Below are 22,153 nucleotides of genomic sequence, written 5' to 3' on the forward strand. Positions count from 1 at the left end.
TCCGCGCAGCACTCCCGGGGTTCACTTCGTCAGCGGAAGCGCCGCCAACTGCGCGATCACCCAGGTCAGCGGGGCGAACAGGGCCAGCAGCGCGCCAGCCCGCAGCGCCGTCGCCCGGCGCAGCGTGGCGGCCGGAGCGCCCATCCTGAGCAGCGCCTCGACCGTGTGGGCGCGGGCGTGCTTGGCCTCCAGCGCCGAGGTCAGCAGCGTCGCCGTGGTACAGCCGAGGACCAGCGCCGCGCCGAGCGCGGTGAGCGGGCCGTACGGGCGCTCGTCGCCCCCGTACAGCGCCGAAGCGGCGATCGCCGCTGACAGCACCGCGCAGACGACCCCGAGCGGGCGGCCGATCCGGCGCGCCTCGTCCATCAGGACCCGCCCCGCCAGCAGCCGTACGGCCCCGGGGCGCACCGCCTGCAGCGCCCGCCCGCACAGATGGGTCAGGCTCGGTCCTGCCATCGCCAGGCCGGCCGCGGTCAGCGTCCACCCGATCAGCACCGCCACCGGGGTGGAGTCGTACCGTCCGGGCAGCGGGAACGCGCTCCCGGTCGCACCCCGGGAGGCGACCGCCTCGACGGCGAGCCCGGCGGCCACCAGCGCGACGCCCCAGGGAAGCCCGGCCGGGGCCGGGGCGGGCTCGGGCAGCTCCTCGGAGCCGAAGGAGTCCCGGGCCGGGTCGGGCCGCGTCCGCAGCGCCAGCGCGCTCGCCGTCGACGCGGCCACCGGTACGAGCGCCAGCAGCATCAGCGCGGCGGCCAGGGGCAGCGGGCTGCCCGCGCCGAGGAACTCCGCGGCGCCCCCGTCGAACGGCATTCCGGTGAGATCGCCGCGCAGGTGCAGGAAGAAGAGCAGAGCCACCACGGAGCCGAGCGTGGTGGAGACGGCTGTGGAAACCGCGGCCAGCGCGGACAGCCGGACCGGGCCGAGACCGAGGGAGGAGAGGCCCGGCCGGGGCCGGGTGCTCGGGTCGGTCCGGGCCACCGCCACGGCGAGCTGCACGGTCGCGGCCAGCGGGACGAAGCACCACAGCAGCCGCAGCACCGAACCGGCGGACGCGGGGTGCGCGGCGGCGTACCCGAGGGCGCACAGGAGGAGGAATCCGACGCCGGCCGACGCGGCGGCCACCAGCAGCCGCCGGACCAGGACGAGGGGATGCGAACCGCGGGCTAGACGGAGAGCGAGCACGCCGCGCGGCCCTCCGCTTCCGGTTCCGCGGGCAGGGCGCCGGTGGCGACGCGGCGGCCGTCCAGCAGCGCCACGGCCCGGTCGGCGAGCGCGGCGACCTCGGCGTCGTGCGTGGCCACCACCACGGTGATGCCGTGCGAGCGGGCCGCCGTGGTCAGGGTGCGCAGCACCTGGGTGCGGTCCGCGCGGTGCAGGGTCGCGGTGGGCTCGTCGGCGAAGATCACGGTCGGCTGTGCGGCGAGGGCCCGGGCCACGGAGATCCGCTGCCGCTGCGCCTGGAGCAGGGCGTGCGGCCGCGTCCTGGCGAAGGCGGCGATGTCCAGGCGCTCCAGCCACTCGGTGGCGGCCTTCCTGGCGGCCCGGTGCGAGACGCCGCGCAGCAGCAGGGGCAGCGCCGCGTTCTCCCAGACGGTCAGCTCCGGTACCAGCTCCGGATCCGACGCGATCCAGCCGAAGCGCTCCCGGCGCAGCTGTTCGCGGACCCGGGGGGCCATGGTGTGGACGGGGACGCTGTTGAACCACACCTCGCCCTGCTGGGGCACCAGCCGGCCCGAGAGGCAGTGCAGCAGCGTGGTCTTCCCGCTGCCGCGCGGCCCGGTCACAGCGAGGATCTCGGCGTCCCGGACACCGAGGGAGACACCGCCGAGACCGGGCGATCCGTTGTGGGAGTGGTGCAGGGAACGCGCCCAGATCACGTCGTTGTCCGGCGGGGCCACCATGGCGTACACCTCGGTTCAGGTCAGATTTCCTGTTCCCCCGTACGGGGGAACGAAGACGCGGCCGATCGGTCACTCGGCACCGTAGAGAGGCGGACCGGTGTGGGCGCACAGCACGCGGCCCGGATACGCCCCTTCTCACTCGAAGGGGCGTATCCGGGCCGGAGAACCGTATGAAATGACCGCTGGTGGGCGATCAGCCGGAGGGCCTGGTGCCGGTCAGAGCTTCGTCCAGGCCTCCGTGAGCACGGCCCGCAGGATGCCCTCGATCTCGTCGAACGTCGACTGGTCGGAGATCAGCGGCGGGGCGAGCTGGATGACCGGGTCGCCGCGGTCGTCGGCCCGGCAGTACAGGCCGTTGTCGTACAGCGCCTTGGAGAGGAAGCCGTACAGGACGCGCTCGGTCTCCTCGTCGGTGAACGTCTCCTTGGTGGCCTTGTCCTTCACCAGCTCGATGCCGTAGAAGAACCCGTTGCCGCGGACGTCGCCGACGATCGGCAGGTCGTGCAGCTTCTGCAGCGTCGTCAGGAAGGCGTTCTCGTTGTCCAGGACGTGCTGGGTGAGGTTCTCGCGCTCGAAGATGTCGAGGTTGGCGAGGCCCACCGCGGCGGAGACCGGGTGGCCGCCGAAGGTGTAGCCGTGCAGGAAGGTGTTGCCGCCCTCGTAGAACGGCTCCGCGATCCGGTCCGAGACGATGCAGGCGCCGATCGGGGAGTAGCCCGAGGTCATGCCCTTCGCGCAGGTGATCATGTCCGGCACGTAGCCGAACTTGTCGCACGCGAAGATGGTGCCGAGCCGGCCGAAGGCGCAGATGACCTCGTCGGAGACGAGCAGCACGTCGTACTTGTCGCAGATCTCGCGGACCCGCTGGAAGTAGCCGGGCGGCGGCGGGAAGCAGCCGCCCGCGTTCTGCACGGGTTCCAGGAAGACGGCCGCGACGGTCTCGGGGCCCTCGAAGAGGATCTCCTGCTCGATCTGGTCGGCGGCCCAGCGGCCGAAGGCCACCGGGTCGTCGCCGAACAGCGGGGCGCGGTAGATGTTGGTGTTCGGCACCTTGTGCGCGCCGGGGACCAGCGGCTCGAAGGGGGCCTTCAGGGCCGGGAGACCGGTGATGGACAGCGCGCCCTGCGGGGTGCCGTGGTAGGCGACGGCACGCGAGATGACCTTGTACTTGGTCGGCCGGCCCTTGAGCTTGAAGTACTGCTTGGCCAGCTTCCAGGCGGTCTCGACGGCCTCGCCGCCACCGGTGGTGAAGAAGACCTTGTTGAGGTCGCCCGGGGCGTGGCCGGCGAGACGCTCTGCCAGCTCCACGGCCTTCGGGTGGGCGTAGGACCACACCGGGAAGAAGGCCAGCTCCTGGGCCTGCTTGTACGCCGTCTCGGCGAGCTCGTGACGACCGTGACCGGCGTTGACCACGAACAGGCCGGAGAGACCGTCCAGGTAGCGCTTGCCCTTGTCGTCGAAGATGTACGTTCCCTCGCCACGGACGATGGTCGGAACGGGCGCGTTCTCGTAGTCCGACATGCGGGTGAAGTGCATCCACAGGTGGTCGTACGCGGTTCGGCTGAGGTCCTTGCTCACGGCTATCGGGTTCCCCACATATAGGTCTGCTTCTTGAGCTTGAGGTAGACGAAGCTCTCGGTGGAGCGCACTCCGGGAAGGGTCCGGATGCGTTTGTTGATCATCTCCAGCAGGTGGTCGTCGTCCTCGCAGACGATCTCCACCATCAGGTCGAAGGAGCCCGCGGTCATTACCACGTACTCGCACTCGGCCATGGCCGACAGGGCTTCGGCCACCGGGTCGAGGTCGCCCTCGACATTGATGCCGACCATCGCCTGGCGCCGGAACCCCACGGTGAGCGGGTCCGTGACGGCGACGATCTGCATCACGCCCTGGTCGAGCAGCTTCTGGACGCGCTGGCGCACAGCCGCTTCGGAGAGGCCGACGGCCTTGCCGATCGCGGCGTACGGACGCCGTCCGTCCTCCTGGAGCTGCTCGATGATTGCGAGGGAGACGGCATCGACCGCTGGCGGTGATCCGTTCCCGGTCCTGGAGTCTGCGCTGCGACTGGCCACGCCCCCACCATGCACCGCTCCTCGTCTGTCTCGCAACCCCAGATCGATGAAATTCGTTGTCTGGGCATCCGGATCTCACTGAATCCGAAGTTGAGGGCGAGTGGGTATGTCGAAAGCGTCACCGGAACGATTAGGGTGGTCATCTCACCCATCGGACAGCCGACAGGAGGGGTGGTTGTGACCACCGAGGTGCGCCGTCTGCGCAACTACATCAACGGAGAGTTCCGGGACGCCGCGGACGGGCGGACCATCGATGTGGTCAGCCCCGTGACGGAAGAGGTCTACGCAACCTCGCCGCTCTCGGGCCAGGCCGACGTCGATGCCGCCATGGAGGCCGCCGCGGCGGCCTTCCCCGCCTGGCGTGACACCACGCCCGCCGAGCGCCAGAAGGCCCTGCTGAAGATCGCGGACGCCTTCGAGGAGCGGGCCGAGGACCTGATCGCCGCCGAGTCGGAGAACACCGGCAAGCCGCTGGGCCTCACTCGCAGCGAAGAGATCCCGCCGATGGTGGACCAGATCCGCTTCTTCGCTGGGGCCGCCCGGCTGCTGGAGGGCCGCTCGGCCGGCGAGTACATGGAGGGCCTGACCTCCATCGTCCGCCGCGAGCCGGTCGGCGTCTGCGCCCAGGTCGCCCCGTGGAACTACCCGATGATGATGGCCGTCTGGAAGTTCGCCCCGGCGCTCGCCGCGGGCAACACGGTCGTCATCAAGCCGTCCGACACCACCCCGGCGTCGACCGTCCTGATGGCCGAGATCATGGGTCAGATCCTGCCCAAGGGCGTCTTCAACGTCCTGTGCGGAGACCGGGACACCGGCCGTGCCATGGTCGAGCACCCGACCCCGGCGATGGCCTCCATCACCGGTTCGGTACGGGCGGGCACGCAGGTCGCCGAGTCCGCGGCCAAGGACGTCAAGCGGGTCCACCTGGAGCTCGGCGGCAAGGCGCCCGTCGTGGTCTTCGACGACGCCGACATCGCCAAGACCGTCGCCGGCGTCTCCGAGGCCGGCTTCTTCAACGCGGGCCAGGACTGCACGGCCGCCACCCGCGTCCTGGTCCACGAGTCGATCCACGACGAGTTCGTCACGGCGCTCGCCCGGGCCGCGGCCGACACGAAGACCGGGCAGCCGGACGACGAGGACGTGGCGTACGGCCCGCTCAACAACGCCAACCAGCTCAAGCAGGTCAGCGGCTTCATCGAGCGGCTCCCCGCCCACGCCAAGGTCGAGGCGGGCGGCCACCGGGTCGGCGACAAGGGCTACTTCTACGCCCCGACCGTCGTCTCCGGCCTGAAGCAGGACGACGAGATCATCCAGAACGAGGTCTTCGGACCCGTCATCACCGTCCAGTCCTTCACCGACGAGGAGCAGGCCGTCGCGTACGCCAACGGCGTCGACTACGCGCTCGCCTCCTCGGTGTGGACGACGAACCACTCCCGCGCCATGCGCATGTCCAAGAACCTCGACTTCGGCTGCGTGTGGATCAACACCCACATCCCGCTGGTCGCCGAGATGCCGCACGGCGGGTTCAAGAAGTCCGGCTACGGCAAGGACCTCTCCGCCTACGGCTTCGAGGACTACACCCGTATCAAGCACGTCATGACGTCCATCGAGGACTGACCCTCCCGTCGGCTCCGCGCACGGCCCCGGGCTTCGGCCCGGGGCCGTTTCCGTGCCGCCCCTGTACGAGTTTCCGTGCCGCCTCTGTACAAGGTGTGCGGGGCGGGCCCGCCCCGCTGGACGCTTGGTCCATTGTCCGCGCGAGCGCCGACCGGCATTCTGCGCGGGTGCGAGCGATCAGGAAGAACCCCATGTCCCGCCGTTCCCTGCTGCGCGCCCTCGGGGCGGGAGCGGCCGGCGCCACGCTGGTCGGCTGCGGGGTGCCCGCGGCCTACGTCGAGCCCGGGGACCGGGCCGGACGCGACAGCTCCGCCACCGATCGCACCCTGCACTTCGCCAACTGGCCGCTCTACATCGACACCGACGACGACGAGTCGAAGCGGCCCACCCTGGACGCCTTCTCGGAGCGGACCGGGATCTCCGTCACGTACACCGAGGAGATCAACGACAACGACGAGTTCTTCGGGAAGATCAGCCCCGCGCTGATGAACCACCAGGAGACCGGCCGGGACCTGATCGTCATCAGCGACTGGATGGCCGCCCGCTTCGTCCGGCTCGGCTGGGTCCAGGAGATGGACCGCGCCAGGCAGCCCAACGTCGCCACGTACCTCGACCCGCTGCTGCGTGACCCCGCCTTCGACGAGGGACGGCTCCACAGCGTCCCCTGGCAGTCCGGGATCACCGGCATCGCCTACAACCGCACGAAGCTCGGCCGCGAGATCCGGTCCACCGCCGACCTGTGGGCGGACGACCTGCGCGGCCGGGTCACCCTGCTCTCCGGGCTCGACGAGGCGTTCGCGCTGCTGATGCAGGGCAACGGCGTCGACATCACCCGCTGGACGGCCGACGACTTCCACGAGATCTGCGAGCAGACGCGGAAGCGGGTCCGCTCGCAGCACATCCGCCGTTTCACCGGCAACGACTACATCAAGGACCTCGCCACCGGCGACGTGCTCGCCTGCCAGGCGTACTCCGGCGACGTCATCCAGCTCCAGGCCGACAACCCCGGCATCGAGTTCGTCGTGCCCGAGGAGGGCGCGGAACTGTGGTCGGAGTCCCTGATGATTCCCAACCTGGCCCGGCACAAGCGCAACGCCGAGCGGCTGATCGACCACTACTACGACCCCGAGGTCGCCGCCGAACTCGCCACCTGGGTCAACTACGTCTGCCCCGTGCCCGCCGCCCGGGACGTCCTGGCCTCCGCCAAGGACGAGGAGACGGCCGCTCTCGCCGAGGACCCGCTGATCTTCCCCGACGGCGCGATGCGCGAACGGCTCGCCATCGCGCGCGACATCACCTCCGGGGAACGGATGGACTTCGCCAAGAAGTGGAACTCCATCGTCGGCCTGTGAGACGCGAGAACGCCGGAGGCGCGGGGGCAGGCGGCCACCGCGAACCCGGTGCCCGTCCCGGCGGGCGCCGGACGCCCCCCGCCCGCGGCCCGCACAGCCGTGCCGACCCGTCCGGGAAGCGCGTCAGGGCTTCCGGGCCACCGCCCCGAACTGGGCGACCTCCGGCTCCCGCGGGTTCGTACGCCAGCGGGAGCAGGAGACGATTCCCGGCTCCAGGATCTCCAGACCGTCCAGGAACGACGCGAACTCCTCCCGGTCGCGCGCGGTGATGGGCGGGGTGGCGTTCTCGTTCCAGAAGCGCATCGCCGCCTCGTTGCCCTCGCCGCCCAGCTCCAGCGTCGGGTGGGTCAGCACCAGATGGCTGCCCGACGGCACGGCCGCCATCAGCGTCCGTACGACGGACCGCGCCTCGTCCGTGTCCAGCACGAAGTTCAGGATGCCGAGCATCATCACCGCGACCGGCCGCCCCAGGTCCAGGGTGGGCCGGGCGGCCCGCAGGATCTGCTCCGGGCGGTGCGCGTCCGCCTCGACGTACTCGGTCGCGCCCTCCAGCGAGCTGGTCAGCAGGGCACGGGCGTGGGCCAGCACGATGGGATCGTTGTCCACGTACACGATGCGCGCGTGCGGCGCGGTGTGCTGGGCGATCTCGTGGGTGTTGTTCCCGGTCGGCAGCCCGGTGCCGATGTCGAGGAACTGGTCGATGCCCACGTCGCCGGCCAGATGGCGCACCACCCGGCCGAGGAACGCCCGGTCCGCGCGCGCCACTTCACCGATGCTCGGGTACATCCCCGTCACGCGGTCGCCCACCGCCCGGTCCACCGGGTAGTTGTCCTTGCCGCCCAGCCAGTAGTTCCACACACGGGCGTTGTGCGCCACGTCGGAACGTATCCGGGCGGTGGCCGCCTGCGGTCGGGGGTCCATCACATCTGCTCCTCGATGCCCAAGGGCCCGGCGCCACGGTGCGGCGGCGGGCGGTGCGGGGGCTCCCCATCATGCCGGACCGATCAAGAACCGCCTCGGCCGGGCGAGTTGGCCAGCAGCCGGTGCAGCGTGTCGATCCGGTTGGTGGTGATCGAGTCGACGCCCCGCTCGATCAGGCGGCGCATCGTGTGCTTCGTGTCGGCCGTCCACGCCGAGACGAGCAGCCCGTCCCGGTGCGCCCGGCCCGTCAGCTCCCGGCTCACCAGGCCGAAGCGGTAGTTCAGCCAGCGCGGCCGCACCGCGGCCAGCAACTCCGGACGCGGCGGCGCCAGCGTGGTCCAGGTCAGAGCGATCTCGGCGGACGGATCGGCGGCGCGCACCCGCAGCATCGCGTCCGCGCTCGCGCAGTAGTACGCCCGGTCGCCCGCCCCGCACTCCCGGACCGTCCCGACGATCTTCTTCACCGAGGCGTCCGTGGAGCCGGGCAGGTCCACCATCACCCGGTGCGCCCCGACGGCGAGCAGCGCCTCGCGGAGCGTGGGCACCCCGCCGCGGGTCAGCTCCTCCAGCTCCGCGAGGTCCAGCCGGTCCAGTCGCCGGTCGTGGCCCCACAGCCGCTCCAGCGTCGCGTCGTGCAGCAGTACGGGCACCCCGTCGCGGGTCACCCGCACATCGATCTCGACCGCGTCCGCCCCCCGTGCGAGGGCGGAGCGGATCGAGGGCAGGGTGTTCTCGCGCGCGAGATACGGATCGCCGCGATGTCCCACGGCGGTGACGCTGGTGACGGTGTTGGCCATGGGGCCATTGTCGACGACCGGTTCAGCGGCCCGGCGCCCGGAGCCAGTTCGTCATGTAGGTGTCGATCTCCTCGGCCAGCTTCCGCTTGCCCGCCGGGTCGAGGAACGAGGCCTCCACGGCGTTCTTCGCGAGCTCCGCGATGCCACGCTCGTCGAGCTCCAGCAGCCGGGCGGCCACCGCGTACTCGTTGTTGAGGTCGGTGCCGAACATCGGCGGGTCGTCGCTGTTGACGGTCACCAGCACGCCCGCCGCCACCATCTCCCGGATCGGGTGCAGCTCGATGTCCGTGACCGCGCGGGTGGCGATGTTCGACGTCGGGCAGACCTCCAGCGCGATGCGGTGCTCGGCGAGGTGCTCCAGCAGCCTGGGGTCCTGGACGGAGGTGGTTCCGTGGCCGATGCGCTCGGCGCGCAGCGCGGTCAGGGCGTCCCAGACCGTCTGCGGCCCCGTGGTCTCCCCGGCGTGCGGCACCGAGTGCAGGCCCGCCGCGATGGCCCGGTCGAAGTAGGGCTTGAACTGGGGGCGGTCCACCCCGATCTCCGGCCCGCCGAGGCCGAAGGAGACCAGTCCCTCGGGCCGGTGCTCCAGCGCGAGCCGGAGGGTCTCCTCGGCCGACCGGAGCCCGGCCTCGCCCGGAATGTCGAAGCACCAGCGCAGGACGACGCCCAGCTCGGCCTCGGCCGCCCGGCGGGCGTCCTCTATGGCCTCCATGAACGCCGCCTCGGGAATGCCCCGGCGGGTCGAGCTGTACGGGGTCACGGTCAGCTCCGCGTACCGGATGTTCTGCCGGGCCATGTCCCGCGCCACCTCGAAGGTGAGCAGCCGGACGTCCTCGGGGGTGCGGATCAGGTCCACCACCGAGAGGTAGACCTCGATGAAGTGCGCGAAGTCGGTGAAGGTGAAGTAGTCGGCCAGCGCCTCCGGGTCCGTGGGGACCTTGGAGTCCGGGTGGTGGGCGGCCAGCTCCGCGACGATCCGGGGCGAGGCCGACCCGACGTGGTGGACATGGAGTTCGGCCTTGGGCAGCCCGGCGATGAAGGGATGCGGATCGGACATCAGAAATCTCCCGTTCGGCGTGACGTCGGCCGGGCGTACCGGCCCCACCGATCATCGCAGGCGGGGTCCGGGGCCGTCGGGCCTGGCCGTAGCATGACGGGACCACGATGGGGGAGGCCCATGTCAGACAACACAGAGCAGCCCGGGGGCGGGGCCGCGCCGCGCGATCCGTGGGCACCGCCGGACAGCAGGGTGGAACTGGGCAAGCCGGGTGCGCACACGCCGCCGCCCGCCCCGGTCCACAGCCAGCCGACCGTGACGTCGATGCCGGGCGCCGGGCCGGCCGCGGGGGACGGCACCGGGCCGATACCCCAGGCCGGAGGCTTCGGTCCCGCGCCCTCGGACGTACCGCCGCCGCCGATCGGCCCGAACGGCCCCGGCCACGCGGCCCCGCCGCAGGCCGCCGCGCACTACGGCTATCCGGTTCCGCCTCCGCAGCCGTACGGCGGCTACCCCGGCTACGGCGCCTACGGAGCAGGCCCGGTCGGCTGGGCCCCCGCGCCCAACAACGGTCTGGGCACGGCCGCGATGGTGATCGGCATCATCTCGGTGGTCGGCTTCTGCATGTACGGCGTCAGCATCATCCTCGGCATCCTCGCGCTGATCTTCGGCATCATCGGCCTCGGTCGTGCCAAGCGGGGCGAGGCCACCAACCGGGGCATGGCGCTCGCCGGGGTCATCCTCGGCTCCGTCGGCATCGTCGTCGGCGCCGCGATCCTCGGCCTGATCATCTGGGCCGCGACGAGCTCCGACAGCGACAGCGACAGCGACTACAACGACAGCTACGACGACCCGTTCGCCACGTCGCTGGTCGTGGAGAACCGCCGCTAGAGCGGACAGCCCAGGGACCTCGTGTCGATCCCGGCCGGGCGGGGAAGCACTCCCGGCCCGGCCGGACGTCGTAGCGGCGGCCCGCAGGGGAGGCGTCGTGAGCGGGGCCCGTACGCAAAGGCTCGGCCCCGCGCCGCAGAGCGCTCAGCCCGCCCGCAGCCTCTCCCGCGCCTCCATCAGCGCGAAGCCCAGCAGATTCAGCCCCCGCCACTGCCCCGGCCGCTCCACCCGCTCGTCGTCCGCCGCGAGCCCGACGCCCCAGATCCGGTCCAGCGGGGACGCCTCCACCAGCACCCGGTCCCCGGTGCCCAGGAGGAAGCCGCCCAACTCCGGGTCCTGCCCGAACTTGTGCGTGCTGCCCTCCACCACCAGGGCGAACCGCTCCCGTATCCACACGTCCTCGTCGAAGCCGCGCACCAGGCGTCCCGCCTTCTTCGCCGCCGCCGGGCTCTTCGCCGAGACGGCCGCCCGCTCCGCCTCCGGATCGCCGAAGAGCCGCGCCTTGCCGGCCATCATCCAGTGCTCGGCGCTCGCGTACGTCACCCCGTCCACCGCGAACGGCGACGGCCACCACTGGCTCAGGCAACTGGCTCCCAGCCGCCCGTCCGGGCGCGGGCGGTGCCCCCAGAACGGCAGGTACTTCACCCGCCTGCCCCGCGCCACGTCCGCCAGAAGATCATCGATCGGTCCCATGGCATGTGAGTGTGGCATCCGCCACTGACACTCCGTACGGGGATTTCCGCACCGACACGACACATGGTCGACAGATTCCGTCGCGTAACCAAAAGGCAACAACGGAATCACTTGTTGGGCTTGAGTCGCTCTGTCAGGATCGGCACTCAATTCACGAAGAGGCTACGCCGACCCCGCCCAGCGGGACAGCGGCGGAGGAGAGCGTCATGAGCAACGGCTTCCAGGTTCAGGACCGCTTCGCGGAAGGTGCGCAGTACATCGGCGGCAAGCTGCTCCCCGGTACGTCCGGCCACCACCACGAGGTGGTGAACCCCGCGACCGGAGAGACCGTGTTCCGCTACGAGCTGGCGGGCGCCGACGACGTGGACGCGGCCGTCGCCGCCGCCCGCGCCGCCTTCCCCGGCTGGTCCGGCGCCACCCCCGGCGAACGCTCCGACGCCCTGCACCGCTTCGCCGCCGTCCTCGCCGAGCAGGCGGACGACTTCGCGTACGCCGAGTCCCTCCAGTGCGGCAAGCCGATCAAGCTCTCCACCGAGTTCGACGTCCCCGGCACCGTCGACAACGCCGCCTTCTTCGCGGGCGCGGCACGCCACCTGGAGGGCAAGGCCGCCGCCGAGTACGACGGCGACCACACCTCCTACGTACGCCGCGAGGCGATCGGCGTCGTCGGCTCCATCGCCCCCTGGAACTACCCCCTCCAGATGGCCGCCTGGAAGATCCTCCCGGCCGTCGCCGCGGGCAACACCATCGTCCTCAAGCCCGCCGAGCTGACCCCGCTCACCTCGCTGATGTTCGCGCAGGCCGCCACCGAGGCGGGCATCCCCGACGGCGTCATCAACATCGTCACCGGCGCGGGCAAGGACGCCGGCGAGCACCTCGTCGGCCACCCCGACGTCGTGATGACCTCCTTCACCGGCTCCACCGCCGTCGGCAAGCGGGTCGCCGAGATCGCCACCGCCACCGTCAAGCGCCTCCACCTGGAGCTCGGCGGCAAGGCCCCCTTCGTGGTCTTCGACGACGCCGACCTGGAGGCCGCCGTCCACGGCGCGGTCGCCGGCTCCCTCATCAACACCGGCCAGGACTGCACCGCCGCCACCCGCGCCTACGTCCAGCGCCCCCTCTACGACGCCTTCGTCCGGGACGTCGCCGCGCTCATGGAGACCGTCCGGCTCGGCGCCCCCTTCGACGCCGCCACCGACCTCGGCCCGCTGATCAGCCACGCCCAGCGCGACCGCGTCGCCGCCTTCGTCGAGCGGGCCCGCGGCTACGCCCGGGTCGTCACCGGCGGCGAGGCCCCCGGCGGCGACCTCGCCGACGGCGCGTACTACCGGCCCACCCTCGTCGCGGACGCCGCCCAGGACAGCGAGATCGTCCAGTCGGAGATCTTCGGCCCCGTCCTCGTGGTGCTGCCCTTCGACACCGACGACGAGGGCATCGCCCTCGCCAACGACACCCCGTACGGACTGGCCGCCTCCGCCTGGACCCGCGACCTGTACCGCGCGAACCGCGCCACCCGCGAGATCCAGGCGGGCTGTGTGTGGGTGAACGACCACATTCCGATCCTGTCCGAGATGCCGCACGGCGGATACAAGGCCAGCGGTTTCGGCAAGGACATGTCGGCGTACTCCTTCGAGGAGTACACGCAGGTCAAGCACGTCATGTACGACAACACCGCGGTCGCCCGCAAGGACTGGCACCGCACGATCTTCGGGGACCGATAACAGCTGCCGCACGACCGGGGCCCACGGGCCCCAGCGGCCTCCCACCCGAAAGGGCAACGCGTATGGAGAGTTACGAGTCCGAGCGCCTCTCGTCCGCCCAACTGGCGGCCATGAGGCGCTCCCTGACCAGCGGCAGGGGCGCCCTCACCCGCCGCTCCCTGCTGCGCGCCTCCGGCATGGGCGCGCTCGCGCTGGGCGGCATGGCCACCCTCGGCGCCTGCGGCATCCCGCCCGCCAAGCGCGCCGACGCGGGTACGGCCGTCGACGACCACTCGGCGAAGGAGAAGGAAGTCACCTTCTCCAACTGGACCGAGTACATGGACGTCAGCGAGGACGAGAAGGGCCGCCCCACCCTGGAGGCCTTCACCCGGCGCACCGGGATCAGGGTCAAGTACACCGAGGACATCAACGACAACGTCGAGTTCTTCGGGAAGATCAAACCGCAGCTGGCGGCCGGCCAGAACACCGGACGCGACCTCATATGCGTCACCGACTGGCTCGCCGCCCGCATCATCCGGCTCGGCTGGGCGCAGAAGCTCGACCCCTCGAACCTCCCGCACGCCTTCGCGAACGTCTCCGCCCAGTTCCGCACCCCCGACTGGGACCCGGGCCGCGCCTACTCCTATCCCTGGACCGGCATCCCGACCGTCATCGCGTACAACGTGAAGGCGACCGGCGGCCGCAAGGTCGACTCCGTCACCCAGCTGCTCGACGACCCGAAGCTCAAGGGCCGCGTCTCCTTCCTCTCCGAGATGCGCGACACGATCGGCATGACCCTCCTCGACCAGGGCAAGGACCCGGGGAAGTTCACCGACGCCGAGTTCGACGGTGCGATCGGCCGCCTCCAGAAGGCCGTCGACAGGAAGCAGATCCGCCGCTTCACCGGCAACGACTACACGGCCGACCTCAGCAAGGGCGACATCGCCGCCTGCGTCGGCTGGGCCGGGGACATCATCCAGCTGCAGGCCGACAACCCGGACATCAGGTTCGCCATCCCGGCCGCCGGATACATCACCTCCAGCGACAACCTCCTGGTCCCCGCGCAGGCCCGGCACAAGACCAACGCCGAGAAGCTCATCGACTACTACTACGAGCCGCCGGTCGCCGCCCAGCTCGCCGCGTACATCAACTACGTCTGCCCGGTCGACGGCGTACGCGACGAACTCGCCAAGATCGACGCGTCGATGGCCTCCAACACGCTGATCCTCCCCGACCGGGAGATGGCGGCGAAGTCCCGCTCCTTCCGCTCCCTCAGCACGAAGGAAGAGACGGCGTACGAGGAGAAGTTCGCCAAGCTCATCGGCGCCTGACCACCGGACCCGCCGCCGGCCGCGTCGTTCGCGACGACCCGCCCGGCCCGGCACCTCCGAGGACACCGGTCACCCCTTTCCCCGAACTCCCCCCGAACACACTGGGACTGCGACCCATGACACAGCAGCAGACCGCGGGCGGCGATGTCCGCCTCGCCGGGATCAGCAAGACCTACGGCTCCTTCACCGCCGTGCAGCCGCTCGACCTGACCGTGCCCCAGGGCTCCTTCTTCGCCCTGCTCGGCGCGTCCGGCTGCGGCAAGACCACCACCCTGCGGATGATCGCGGGCCTGGAGGAGGCCACCACCGGCACGGTGTTCCTCGGGGAGAAGGACATCACCGACCTGCCCCCGTACAAGCGGCCCGTCAACACCGTCTTCCAGAGCTACGCGCTCTTCCCGCACCTGGACATCACCGAGAATGTCGCCTTCGGGCTGCGCCGCCGCGGCATCAAGTCGGTGAAGAAGCAGGTCGACGCCATGCTGGAGCTCGTCCAGCTCGGCGACTTCGCCCGCCGCAAACCGCACCAGCTCTCCGGTGGCCAGCAGCAGCGCGTCGCCGTCGCCCGCGCGCTCATCAACCACCCGCAGGTCCTGCTGCTCGACGAACCGCTCGGCGCCCTCGACCTCAAGCTCAGGCGTCAGATGCAGCTGGAGCTGAAGCGGATCCAGACCGAGGTCGGCATCACCTTCGTGCACGTCACCCACGACCAGGAGGAGGCCATGACCATGGCCGACACCGTCGCGGTGATGAACGGGGGCCGCGTCGAGCAGCTCGGCGCGCCCGCCGACCTCTACGAGAACCCGCGCACCACCTTCGTCGCCAACTTCCTCGGCACGTCCAACCTCATCGAGGGCGAGGTCGTCTCCACCGGCGGCGACCTGGTGGTGGCCGCGGGCGGCGGCAAGCTCACCCTGCCCCGCGAGCGGTGTTCCGCCCCCACCACCACCGGCGGCCGGCTCCTCCTCGGCATCCGGCCCGAGAAGATATCCCTGGCCCACGCGGACGACGCGGACTCCATAGCCGCCGGCCGCAACCGCGTCACCGGCCGCGTCGTCGACTCCAGCTTCATCGGCGTCTCCACCCAGTACGTGGTCGAGAGCCCGGCGGGCAAGGCGCTCCAGGTGTACGAGCAGAACGTCGACAGGCGCACGGGACTCCTGCCCGGCGCCGAGGTGATCCTGCACTGGAACCCCGCCCACACCTTCGGACTCGACGCCGCCCAGGACATCGACGCCGGCGTGGAGAGCGTGGAGGACGCGGCGTGAGCCTCACCGAGGCGCCGCCCGCGCCCCCTGCCGAGCCCCGGGAGCCGGTGCTCCGCAAGCCCTCCGCCCGCAAACGGCTCGTCCCCTACTGGCTGCTGCTCCCCGGCATCCTCTGGCTGGTCGTCTTCTTCGCCCTGCCGCTCGTCTACCAGGCCTCCACCTCCGTACAGACCGGCTCGCTGGAGCAGGGCTTCGAGGTCACCTGGCACTTCCAGACGTACGTGGACGCGCTGCGCGAGTACTACCCGCAGTTCATCCGGTCCCTGCTGTACGCGGGCACCGCCACGATCCTGTGCCTGCTGCTGGGCTACCCGCTCGCCTACCTCATCGCCTTCAAGGCGGGCCGCTGGCGCAACCTGGTGCTCGTCCTGGTCATCGCCCCGTTCTTCACCAGCTTCCTCATCCGTACGCTGGCGTGGAAGACGATCCTCGCCGACGGCGGCGCGGTCGTGGACGTGCTGAACACCCTGCACGTCCTGGACGTCACCAGCTGGCTCGGCTGGACCGAGTCCAACCGGGTCCTCGCCACCCCGATGGCCGTCGTCTGCGGTCTGACCTACAACTTCCTGCCGTTCATGATCCTGCCGCTCTACACCTCGCTGGAGCGGATCGACGGCCGGCTGCACGAGGCGGCGGGCGACCTCTACGCCACCCCCGCCACCACCTTCCGCAAGGTGACGTTCCCGCTCTCCATGCCCGGCGTCGTCTCCGGCACCCTGCTGACGTTCATCCCGGCCAGCGGCGACTACGTCAACGCCGAGCTGCTGGGCTCCACGGACACCAAGATGGTCGGCAGCGTCATCCAGAGCCAGTTCCTGCGGGTCCTGGACTATCCGACGGCCGCCGCGCTCTCGTTCATCCTCATGGCGATCGTCCTGCTGGCGGTCACCTTCTACATCCGCCGCTCCGGTACGGAGGACCTGGTCTGATGCCCGTACTGCGCTGGATACGCCGGAACCTGGTCGTCATCGCTGGTCTGCTGACCCTCGCGTACATGATCGTTCCGAACATCGTCGTGATGGTGTTCTCGTTCAACAAGCCCAACGGGCGCTTCAACTACGCCTGGCAGCGGTTCTCGCTGGACGCCTGGAAGGACCCGTGCGGCGTCGCCGACCTGTGCGGCTCGCTCTCCCTCTCGCTCCAGATCGCCTTCTGGGCGACGCTCGGGGCGACCGCGCTCGGCACGATGATCGCGTTCGCGCTGGTCCGCTACCGCTTCCGGGCGCGCGGCGCGATCAACTCGCTGATCTTCCTGCCGATGGCGATGCCCGAGGTCGTCATGGCCGCGTCCCTGCTCACCCTGTTCCTCAACATGGGCGCACAGCTCGGCTTCTGGACCGTGCTCATCGCCCACATCATGTTCTGCCTCAGCTTCGTGGTCACGGCCGTCAAGGCGCGCGTCATGTCGATGGACCCGCGACTGGAGGAAGCCGCCCGCGACCTCTACGCGGGCCCCGTGCAGACCTTCGTGCGGGTGACCCTCCCCATCGCGGCCCCGGGAATCGCGGCGGGAGCGCTGCTCGCCTTCGCGCTTTCGTTCGACGATTTCATCATCACGAATTTCAACGCGGGCTCCACCGTCACGTTCCCCATGTTCGTCTGGGGATCGGCGCAGCGCGGCACGCCCGTGCAGATCAACGTCATCGGCACCGCCATGTTCATCATGGCGATATCGGTGGTTCTCGTCGGCCAGGTCATAGCCGCCCGACGGAAGAACAACGCTCGACCCTGAAATTCCTGAAGGAGTTGGAAACCATGGCCCCAGCTGCCATGCGTACTGCTGCCGCACGATCGATCGCCGGCGCCAAGCCGGTCGCGTTCTGGCTGGACGACCCGGCGAAGCCCGATCCGCTGCCCGCCCTCACCGGCGACGCGCACACCGACCTGCTGGTCGTCGGCGGCGGCTACAGCGGTCTGTGGACCGCGCTCATCGCCAAGGAGCGCGACCCGGACCGGGACGTCGTCCTCATCGAGGGGCACGAGGTGGGCTGGGCCGCCTCGGGCCGCAACGGCGGCTTCTGCGCCGCCTCCCTCACCCACGGCCTGGCCAACGGCGTGGAGCGCTGGCCCGACGAGATCGCGAAGCTGGAGGAGCTGGGGGAGCGCAACCTCGACGCCATCGAGGCCGCGGTGGCCCGGTACGGCATCGACTGCGAGTTCGAGCGCACTGGCGAGATCGACGTCGCCACCGAACCCCACCAGCTTCAGGAGCTGCGGGAATGGCACGAGGAGATCGTGGGCCTCGGCATCACGGGCGTGGACTTCCTGGACCGTGACGCCCTGCGCGCCGAGGTCGACTCGCCCACCTTCCTCGGCGGGCTCTGGGACCGGCGGGGCGTCGCGATGCTGCACCCGGCGAAGCTCGCCTGGGGCCTGAAGCGCGTCTGCCTGGAGCTGGGCGTACGGATCCACGAGCACACCCGGGGCCTGGACCTGGTCCGCTCCGGATCCGGAATGGCGGTCCGCACCCCGTACGGTCGGATCTTCGCGCGCCGCGTCGCCCTCGGCACCAACATCTTCCCGTCGCTCGTCAAACGGATCCGCCCGTACACCGTGCCCGTCTACGACTACGCGCTGATGACCGAACCGCTCACCCCGGAGCAGCTCGACTCCATCGGCTGGAAGGGGCGCCAGGGACTGGGCGACAGCGCCAATCAGTTCCACTACTTCCGGCTTTCCGCCGACAACCGGATCCTGTGGGGCGGATACGACGCGATCTATCCGTACGGAGGCCGGCTCAGCGCCGATCTCGATCAGCGGCCGGAGACGTTCCTGAAACTCGCGGAGCAGTTCTTCACCTGTTTTCCGCAGCTTTCCGGACTGAATTTCTCGCACGCCTGGGGCGGTGCGATCGACACCTGCTCCCGGTTCACCGCGTTCTTCGGAACGGCCCATCAGGGGCGGGTCGCCTACGCCTCCGGATACACCGGTCTCGGAGTCGGATCGACCCGCTTCGGGGCCGAGGTGATGCTCGATCTGCTCTCCGGGGAGGAGACGGCACGGACCCGCCTGGAAATGGTCCGCTCCAAGCCGCTGCCGTTCCCGCCGGAGCCCTTCGCCTGGGCCGGGATCGAGATCACCAAGCGGTCCCTGGCCCGGGCCGACAGCAACGGCGGGCACCGCAATCTCTGGCTGAGGACGATGGACCGACTGGGTCTCGGCTTCGACAGCTGACCCGCGCCGATCCGGGACCCGGCGCTGTGACCCACCTCACTACCGATCAGTAGCCCCCATCCGCGTCATAGTCGGCGCCGAACGCTCTCTCGCATGTGTAACGCACCGGCGGAACCCCGCCGGTGCTCACGTCAACGGGAGGCTGGTCATGACTGGCTCGGAAACGAAAGCCGCGGTCGAGTGGCTCACATCGGCGGCACCGGACCCGGCCGCCTGCCGGTGGGAGTGGGAGCGCAATCCGCAGGGGATCGCGCTCCTCCCGGCCGGCAGGCGCTGGGACGTGCTGATCCTCCCGGGCGGACTGGGCTACCCGACGCTCGACGTCCTCACCCGCCTCGTCGACCGTCCGGGCCCCGTTCTCGCCGACTCCGCGGAGTCGCGCGTGGGCTTCTTCGTCCCGCCGGGCACTGTCTCCCGCTGGATCGGCACCGGGATCAGGGGCTGCGGCCAGGGCACCTGGCTGGTCGTCCCGTACCCGGGGCGGGTCACCGGGGGAGTGCGCTGGCTGGTCCCGCCGGACGGTTCGGGGACCCTCACGGACGCCGGACTCCTCGAACGCGCGATGCACGAGGCGGCGGGCGCGGCCGCCCGGGACGCCCGCGGGGAACGTCCGGAGGGCTGAGGCGGCCGCCAGAGGTCTTGACAACCTGATTGGTCTGGACCATGTTGTGCGCACGCCAACCCGAATTTCCCCCCGCGCGGAGGCTGTTGTGGAACGCACCGGACCAACCGTCAGATTCTCCAGACTCCTGGCCGTCTGCTCGGCCGCCCTGCTCGCCGCCGGAGCCCTCGTCGCCACGGCGCCGGCGGCAGGCGCCGCCGATGTGGACCTGGCACGCAACGGCGGCTTCGAGGCGGGCCTGGACGGCTGGACCTGCGCGGCCTCCAGCGGCGCGGCCGTCTCCACGCCCACCCGCAGCGGCACCTCCGCGCTCAAGGCGACCCCGGCCGGCAGCGACCACGCCAAGTGCTCGCAGAGCATCACGGTCAAGCCCGACTCCACGTACACGCTGAGCGCCTGGGTGCAGGGCAGCTACGTCTACCTCGGCGCGTCCGGCACCGGCACCACCGACGTCTCCACCTGGACCCAGTCCCCCGGTGCGTGGAAGCAGCTCACCACCACCTTCAGGACCGGGCCCTCCACCACCTCCGTGAGCGTCTACACCCACGGCTGGTACGGCACCCCGGCCTACTACGCCGACGACCTCACCCTCGTCGGCCCCGGCGGCGACCCCGTCGTGGTCCCGGCCGTCCCCGCGGGCCTCAAGACCACGGCGATCACCTCCTCCTCGGTCGCGCTCTCCTGGAACGCCGTCTCCGGCGCGAGCGGCTACCACGTCTACCGCGGCGGTACGAAGGTCGCCACGGCCACCGGCCCCTCGGCCACCGTGACGGGCCTGACGCCGTCCACCGCGTACAGCTTCCAGGTCACCGCCGCCAACGCGGCCGGCGAGTCCGCGAAGTCGGCCGCCATCACCGCGACCACCACGGCGGGCGGCGGGGGCGGCGACACCAAGCTCCCGCCCCGCGCCCTCGTCGGCTACCTGCACACCAGCTTCGCCAACGGCTCCGGCTACACCCGGATGGCGGACCTGCCCGACTCCTGGGACGTCATCAACCTCGCCTTCGGCGAGCCCACCTCCGTCACCTCCGGCGACATCCGCTTCGCGCTCTGCCCGGTCGCCGAGTGCCCGAACGTCGAGTCCGAGGCGGAGTTCAAGGCCGCGATCAAGGCCAAGCAGGCCGCGGGCAAGAAGGTGCTGATCTCGATCGGCGGCCAGAACGGACAGGTGCAGCTCAGCTCCACCGCGGCCCGGGACGCCTTCGTCACCTCCGTCTCGAAGATCATCGACACCTACGGCCTGGACGGCCTGGACATCGACTTCGAGGGCCACTCCCTCTCCCTCAACACCGGCGACACCGACTTCCGCAGCCCCACCTCACCGGTGATCGTCAACCTGATCTCCGCGGTGAAGTCCCTCAAGGCGAAGTACGGCCCGGACTTCGTCCTCACCATGGCGCCCGAGACCTTCTTCGTGCAGCTCGGCTACCAGTTCTACGGCTCCGGCCCCTGGGGCGGCCAGGACCCGCGCGCCGGCTCCTACCTGCCGGTCATCCACGCGCTGCGCGACGACCTGACCCTGCTGCACGTCCAGGACTACAACTCGGGTCCGATCATGGGCCTGGACAACCAGTACCACTCGATGGGCGGCGCGGACTTCCACATCGCGATGACCGACATGCTGCTCGCGGGCTTCCCGGTGGCGGGCGACACCAGCAAGGTCTTCCCCGGCCTGCGCCCCGACCAGGTCGCCATCGGTCTCCCGGCCTCCACCCAGGCGGGCAACGGCCACACCTCGCCGGCCGAGGTCAACAAGGCGCTCAACTGCCTGACCAAGAAGACCGACTGCGGCTCCTACCGGACCCACGGGACCTGGTCCGACCTGCGCGGCCTGATGACCTGGTCGATCAACTGGGACCGCTTCAACAACTGGGAGTTCAGCCGGAACTTCGACGCCTACTTCGGCAACTGACCCACCCCAGGGGCGCCAGCACCAACGGCCCCAGGCACCAACTGGCCAGCACGTCCAGCGGCCAGTGGTAGCCGTGCAGCACCAGACCGATGCCCGTCGCCGTGGTCAGCAGGATCGCGGCGACGGGCATCATCCACGCCCGCGGCCAGGAAGCGTCCCGGAGCCACGACGGACGGGGGAGCGCCAGCAGGACCAGGGCCGACGCCCCGTACGCCACGGCGGCCGTCGCCGTATGACCGGACGGGTAGTAGTTGACCGCCTCGGTCAGCGGCCCCTGCCGGGCGGTGGCCGCCTTCAGCGGGATCACCAGCGCGGGCACCGCCGCCATGGTGAGGGCCGCGTACAGGGCGAGCCGCCGGGCGCCGCGCCACAGCGCGTACCCGGCCGCGCAGGTCAGCACCGGGAGCGCCACCGGCATCCCGCCGAGATCCGAGAGCACCTGCGTCAGCGGAGCCGGGCCGAGGCCGAACAGTTCCCCGCCCACGCGCTCGTCGAGCCGCAGCAGCGGACCCTCGACGGCGACCTGCCAGGTGATCAGCGCGAAGAGGACCGCGAGCGGACCGAGGCCGAGGAGGCGGAGAACGAGAGGGGCCGGCCACCCGGGAACAGGGGGGGTTGTTCCGGGATGGCCGGCGGGATCGGTTCGCCGCGCGCCCCGGGGGGTGTGGGGCGGGCGGCCGTCCGATCGGTGAGGAGTCCCGGAGCCGGAGGCTCCGGAGTGCGCGAACGCACGCCCGGGACGGCGCGGGGGAAGCCCCGGCCCGGCACCGGTCGCGGTTTCCCGCGACCGAGGTGTTTCTCTCATCTGCAGAAACCGTACGGCAGTGGAGCGGCGGCCGACAGCCGCCCCTCCCTCCCGCCATCGCCCCCGCACACGTTCTTCACAGGCCCTCACCCGGATGGCG

At 70.8% G+C, this 22,153-nt stretch carries 20 protein-coding genes; 11 read left to right on the plus strand and 9 right to left on the minus strand.

Annotation, left to right across the window (positions count from 1 at the left end; all coding sequences use genetic code 11):
• Nucleotides 1-21 precede the first annotated feature (21 nt).
• The 4 genes from PSQ21_RS27155 to PSQ21_RS27170 form a co-directional block, all read right to left on the minus strand.
• Entirely contained in the window at nt 22-1,182 is a 1,161-nt protein-coding gene (locus PSQ21_RS27155) for a hypothetical protein (protein ID WP_274033808.1), read from the minus strand.
• Nucleotides 1,164-1,901: an ABC transporter ATP-binding protein gene (locus PSQ21_RS27160; protein WP_274033810.1), complete on the minus strand. Its 738-nt coding sequence runs from the start codon at nt 1,899-1,901 to the stop codon at nt 1,164-1,166. Before PSQ21_RS27160 ends, PSQ21_RS27155 begins: the two co-directional genes overlap by 19 nt.
• 216 nt (nt 1,902-2,117) lie before the next feature.
• Complete coding sequence (locus PSQ21_RS27165) at nt 2,118-3,497, minus strand: aspartate aminotransferase family protein (RefSeq protein ID WP_274033812.1); 1,380 nt, start codon at nt 3,495-3,497, stop codon at nt 2,118-2,120.
• Nucleotides 3,482-3,973, minus strand: coding sequence for an Lrp/AsnC family transcriptional regulator (locus tag PSQ21_RS27170; RefSeq protein ID WP_007452460.1), 492 nt, complete (start codon nt 3,971-3,973; stop codon nt 3,482-3,484). Before PSQ21_RS27170 ends, PSQ21_RS27165 begins: the two co-directional genes overlap by 16 nt.
• A gap of 177 nt (nt 3,974-4,150) precedes the next feature.
• Here PSQ21_RS27170 and PSQ21_RS27175 point away from each other — a divergent pair, with 177 nt between their 5' ends.
• Both PSQ21_RS27175 and PSQ21_RS27180 read left to right on the plus strand, forming a co-directional pair.
• Nucleotides 4,151-5,590: a gamma-aminobutyraldehyde dehydrogenase gene (locus PSQ21_RS27175; RefSeq protein ID WP_274033816.1), complete on the plus strand. Its 1,440-nt coding sequence runs from the start codon at nt 4,151-4,153 to the stop codon at nt 5,588-5,590.
• 191 nt (nt 5,591-5,781) lie between these two features.
• Nucleotides 5,782-6,942: a polyamine ABC transporter substrate-binding protein gene (locus PSQ21_RS27180; RefSeq protein ID WP_274033817.1), complete on the plus strand. Its 1,161-nt coding sequence runs from the start codon at nt 5,782-5,784 to the stop codon at nt 6,940-6,942.
• 123 nt (nt 6,943-7,065) lie between these two features.
• Here the strand turns inward: PSQ21_RS27180 and PSQ21_RS27185 are convergent, their stop codons facing one another.
• The 3 genes from PSQ21_RS27185 to PSQ21_RS27195 form a co-directional block, all read right to left on the minus strand.
• Nucleotides 7,066-7,863 carry an SAM-dependent methyltransferase gene (locus PSQ21_RS27185; RefSeq protein WP_274033818.1) on the minus strand — a complete coding sequence of 266 codons (798 nt, stop codon included), beginning with the start codon at nt 7,861-7,863 and terminating at the stop codon, nt 7,066-7,068.
• An 83-nt stretch (nt 7,864-7,946) separates the two neighbouring features.
• On the minus strand, nt 7,947-8,660 hold the full coding sequence (locus tag PSQ21_RS27190) for a glycerophosphodiester phosphodiesterase (RefSeq protein ID WP_274033820.1): 714 nt from the start codon (nt 8,658-8,660) through the stop codon (nt 7,947-7,949).
• Nucleotides 8,661-8,682: 22 nt separating this feature from the next.
• The gene (locus PSQ21_RS27195) at nt 8,683-9,717 is read right to left on the minus strand and encodes an adenosine deaminase (RefSeq protein ID WP_274033822.1); all 1,035 of its coding nucleotides are present in this window, start codon (nt 9,715-9,717) and stop codon (nt 8,683-8,685) included.
• Nucleotides 9,718-9,837: 120 nt separating this feature from the next.
• On the opposite strand from PSQ21_RS27195, the gene PSQ21_RS27200 reads away from it, so the two are divergent.
• Nucleotides 9,838-10,548, plus strand: coding sequence for a DUF4190 domain-containing protein (locus PSQ21_RS27200; RefSeq protein ID WP_274033824.1), 711 nt, complete (start codon nt 9,838-9,840; stop codon nt 10,546-10,548).
• 144 nt (nt 10,549-10,692) lie between these two features.
• Here the strand turns inward: PSQ21_RS27200 and PSQ21_RS27205 are convergent, their stop codons facing one another.
• Entirely contained in the window at nt 10,693-11,241 is a 549-nt protein-coding gene (locus tag PSQ21_RS27205; RefSeq protein WP_274033825.1) for an NADAR family protein, read from the minus strand.
• A 206-nt stretch (nt 11,242-11,447) separates the two neighbouring features.
• On the opposite strand from PSQ21_RS27205, the gene PSQ21_RS27210 reads away from it, so the two are divergent.
• From PSQ21_RS27210 to PSQ21_RS27245, 8 genes are all read left to right on the plus strand, one after another.
• The gene (locus tag PSQ21_RS27210; RefSeq protein ID WP_274033826.1) at nt 11,448-12,962 is read left to right on the plus strand and encodes a gamma-aminobutyraldehyde dehydrogenase; all 1,515 of its coding nucleotides are present in this window, start codon (nt 11,448-11,450) and stop codon (nt 12,960-12,962) included.
• A gap of 62 nt (nt 12,963-13,024) precedes the next feature.
• Nucleotides 13,025-14,272 carry an ABC transporter substrate-binding protein gene (locus PSQ21_RS27215; protein ID WP_274033828.1) on the plus strand — a complete coding sequence of 416 codons (1,248 nt, stop codon included), beginning with the start codon at nt 13,025-13,027 and terminating at the stop codon, nt 14,270-14,272.
• A gap of 116 nt (nt 14,273-14,388) precedes the next feature.
• Nucleotides 14,389-15,540, plus strand: a complete 1,152-nt coding sequence (locus tag PSQ21_RS27220; protein ID WP_274033830.1) for an ABC transporter ATP-binding protein — start codon at nt 14,389-14,391, stop codon at nt 15,538-15,540.
• Nucleotides 15,537-16,469, plus strand: coding sequence for an ABC transporter permease (locus tag PSQ21_RS27225; RefSeq protein ID WP_274033832.1), 933 nt, complete (start codon nt 15,537-15,539; stop codon nt 16,467-16,469). Before PSQ21_RS27220 ends, PSQ21_RS27225 begins: the two co-directional genes overlap by 4 nt.
• Complete coding sequence (locus PSQ21_RS27230; RefSeq protein ID WP_274033834.1) at nt 16,469-17,272, plus strand: ABC transporter permease; 804 nt, start codon at nt 16,469-16,471, stop codon at nt 17,270-17,272. Before PSQ21_RS27225 ends, PSQ21_RS27230 begins: the two co-directional genes overlap by 1 nt.
• 23 nt (nt 17,273-17,295) lie before the next feature.
• Nucleotides 17,296-18,714, plus strand: coding sequence for an NAD(P)/FAD-dependent oxidoreductase (locus PSQ21_RS27235; protein ID WP_274033837.1), 1,419 nt, complete (start codon nt 17,296-17,298; stop codon nt 18,712-18,714).
• Between the two features lie 148 nt (nt 18,715-18,862).
• Entirely contained in the window at nt 18,863-19,336 is a 474-nt protein-coding gene (locus PSQ21_RS27240; RefSeq protein WP_274033839.1) for a hypothetical protein, read from the plus strand.
• An 88-nt stretch (nt 19,337-19,424) separates the two neighbouring features.
• Complete coding sequence (locus PSQ21_RS27245; protein WP_274033840.1) at nt 19,425-21,248, plus strand: chitinase; 1,824 nt, start codon at nt 19,425-19,427, stop codon at nt 21,246-21,248.
• Here the strand turns inward: PSQ21_RS27245 and PSQ21_RS27250 are convergent.
• Nucleotides 21,214-22,053, minus strand: a complete 840-nt coding sequence (locus PSQ21_RS27250) for a phosphatase PAP2 family protein (RefSeq protein WP_274033842.1) — start codon at nt 22,051-22,053, stop codon at nt 21,214-21,216. The two genes, PSQ21_RS27245 and PSQ21_RS27250, sit on opposite strands and share 35 nt — an antisense overlap.
• Nucleotides 22,054-22,153 lie beyond the last annotated feature (100 nt).

It is taken from the genome of Streptomyces sp. MMBL 11-1 (assembly GCF_028622875.1).
In the GTDB taxonomy this organism is placed as follows: domain Bacteria; phylum Actinomycetota; class Actinomycetes; order Streptomycetales; family Streptomycetaceae; genus Streptomyces.

Excerpts from the sequence above, each read along its gene's own strand:
- PSQ21_RS27160 (WP_274033810.1), bottom strand. The coding sequence starts at position 1,901 with ATGGTGGCCCCGCCGGACAACGACGTGATCTGGGCGCGTTCCCTGCAC.
- PSQ21_RS27180 (WP_274033817.1), top strand. The coding sequence starts at position 5,782 with ATGTCCCGCCGTTCCCTGCTGCGCGCCCTCGGGGCGGGAGCGGCCGGC.
- PSQ21_RS27185 (WP_274033818.1), bottom strand. The coding sequence starts at position 7,863 with ATGGACCCCCGACCGCAGGCGGCCACCGCCCGGATACGTTCCGACGTG.
- PSQ21_RS27190 (WP_274033820.1), bottom strand. The coding sequence starts at position 8,660 with ATGGCCAACACCGTCACCAGCGTCACCGCCGTGGGACATCGCGGCGAT.
- PSQ21_RS27195 (WP_274033822.1), bottom strand. The coding sequence starts at position 9,717 with ATGTCCGATCCGCATCCCTTCATCGCCGGGCTGCCCAAGGCCGAACTC.
- PSQ21_RS27200 (WP_274033824.1), top strand. The coding sequence starts at position 9,838 with ATGTCAGACAACACAGAGCAGCCCGGGGGCGGGGCCGCGCCGCGCGAT.
- PSQ21_RS27205 (WP_274033825.1), bottom strand. The coding sequence starts at position 11,241 with ATGGGACCGATCGATGATCTTCTGGCGGACGTGGCGCGGGGCAGGCGG.
- PSQ21_RS27210 (WP_274033826.1), top strand. The coding sequence starts at position 11,448 with ATGAGCAACGGCTTCCAGGTTCAGGACCGCTTCGCGGAAGGTGCGCAG.
- PSQ21_RS27215 (WP_274033828.1), top strand. The coding sequence starts at position 13,025 with ATGGAGAGTTACGAGTCCGAGCGCCTCTCGTCCGCCCAACTGGCGGCC.
- PSQ21_RS27220 (WP_274033830.1), top strand. The coding sequence starts at position 14,389 with ATGACACAGCAGCAGACCGCGGGCGGCGATGTCCGCCTCGCCGGGATC.
- PSQ21_RS27230 (WP_274033834.1), top strand. The coding sequence starts at position 16,469 with ATGCCCGTACTGCGCTGGATACGCCGGAACCTGGTCGTCATCGCTGGT.
- PSQ21_RS27235 (WP_274033837.1), top strand. The coding sequence starts at position 17,296 with ATGGCCCCAGCTGCCATGCGTACTGCTGCCGCACGATCGATCGCCGGC.
- PSQ21_RS27240 (WP_274033839.1), top strand. The coding sequence starts at position 18,863 with ATGACTGGCTCGGAAACGAAAGCCGCGGTCGAGTGGCTCACATCGGCG.
- PSQ21_RS27250 (WP_274033842.1), bottom strand. The coding sequence starts at position 22,053 with ATGAGAGAAACACCTCGGTCGCGGGAAACCGCGACCGGTGCCGGGCCG.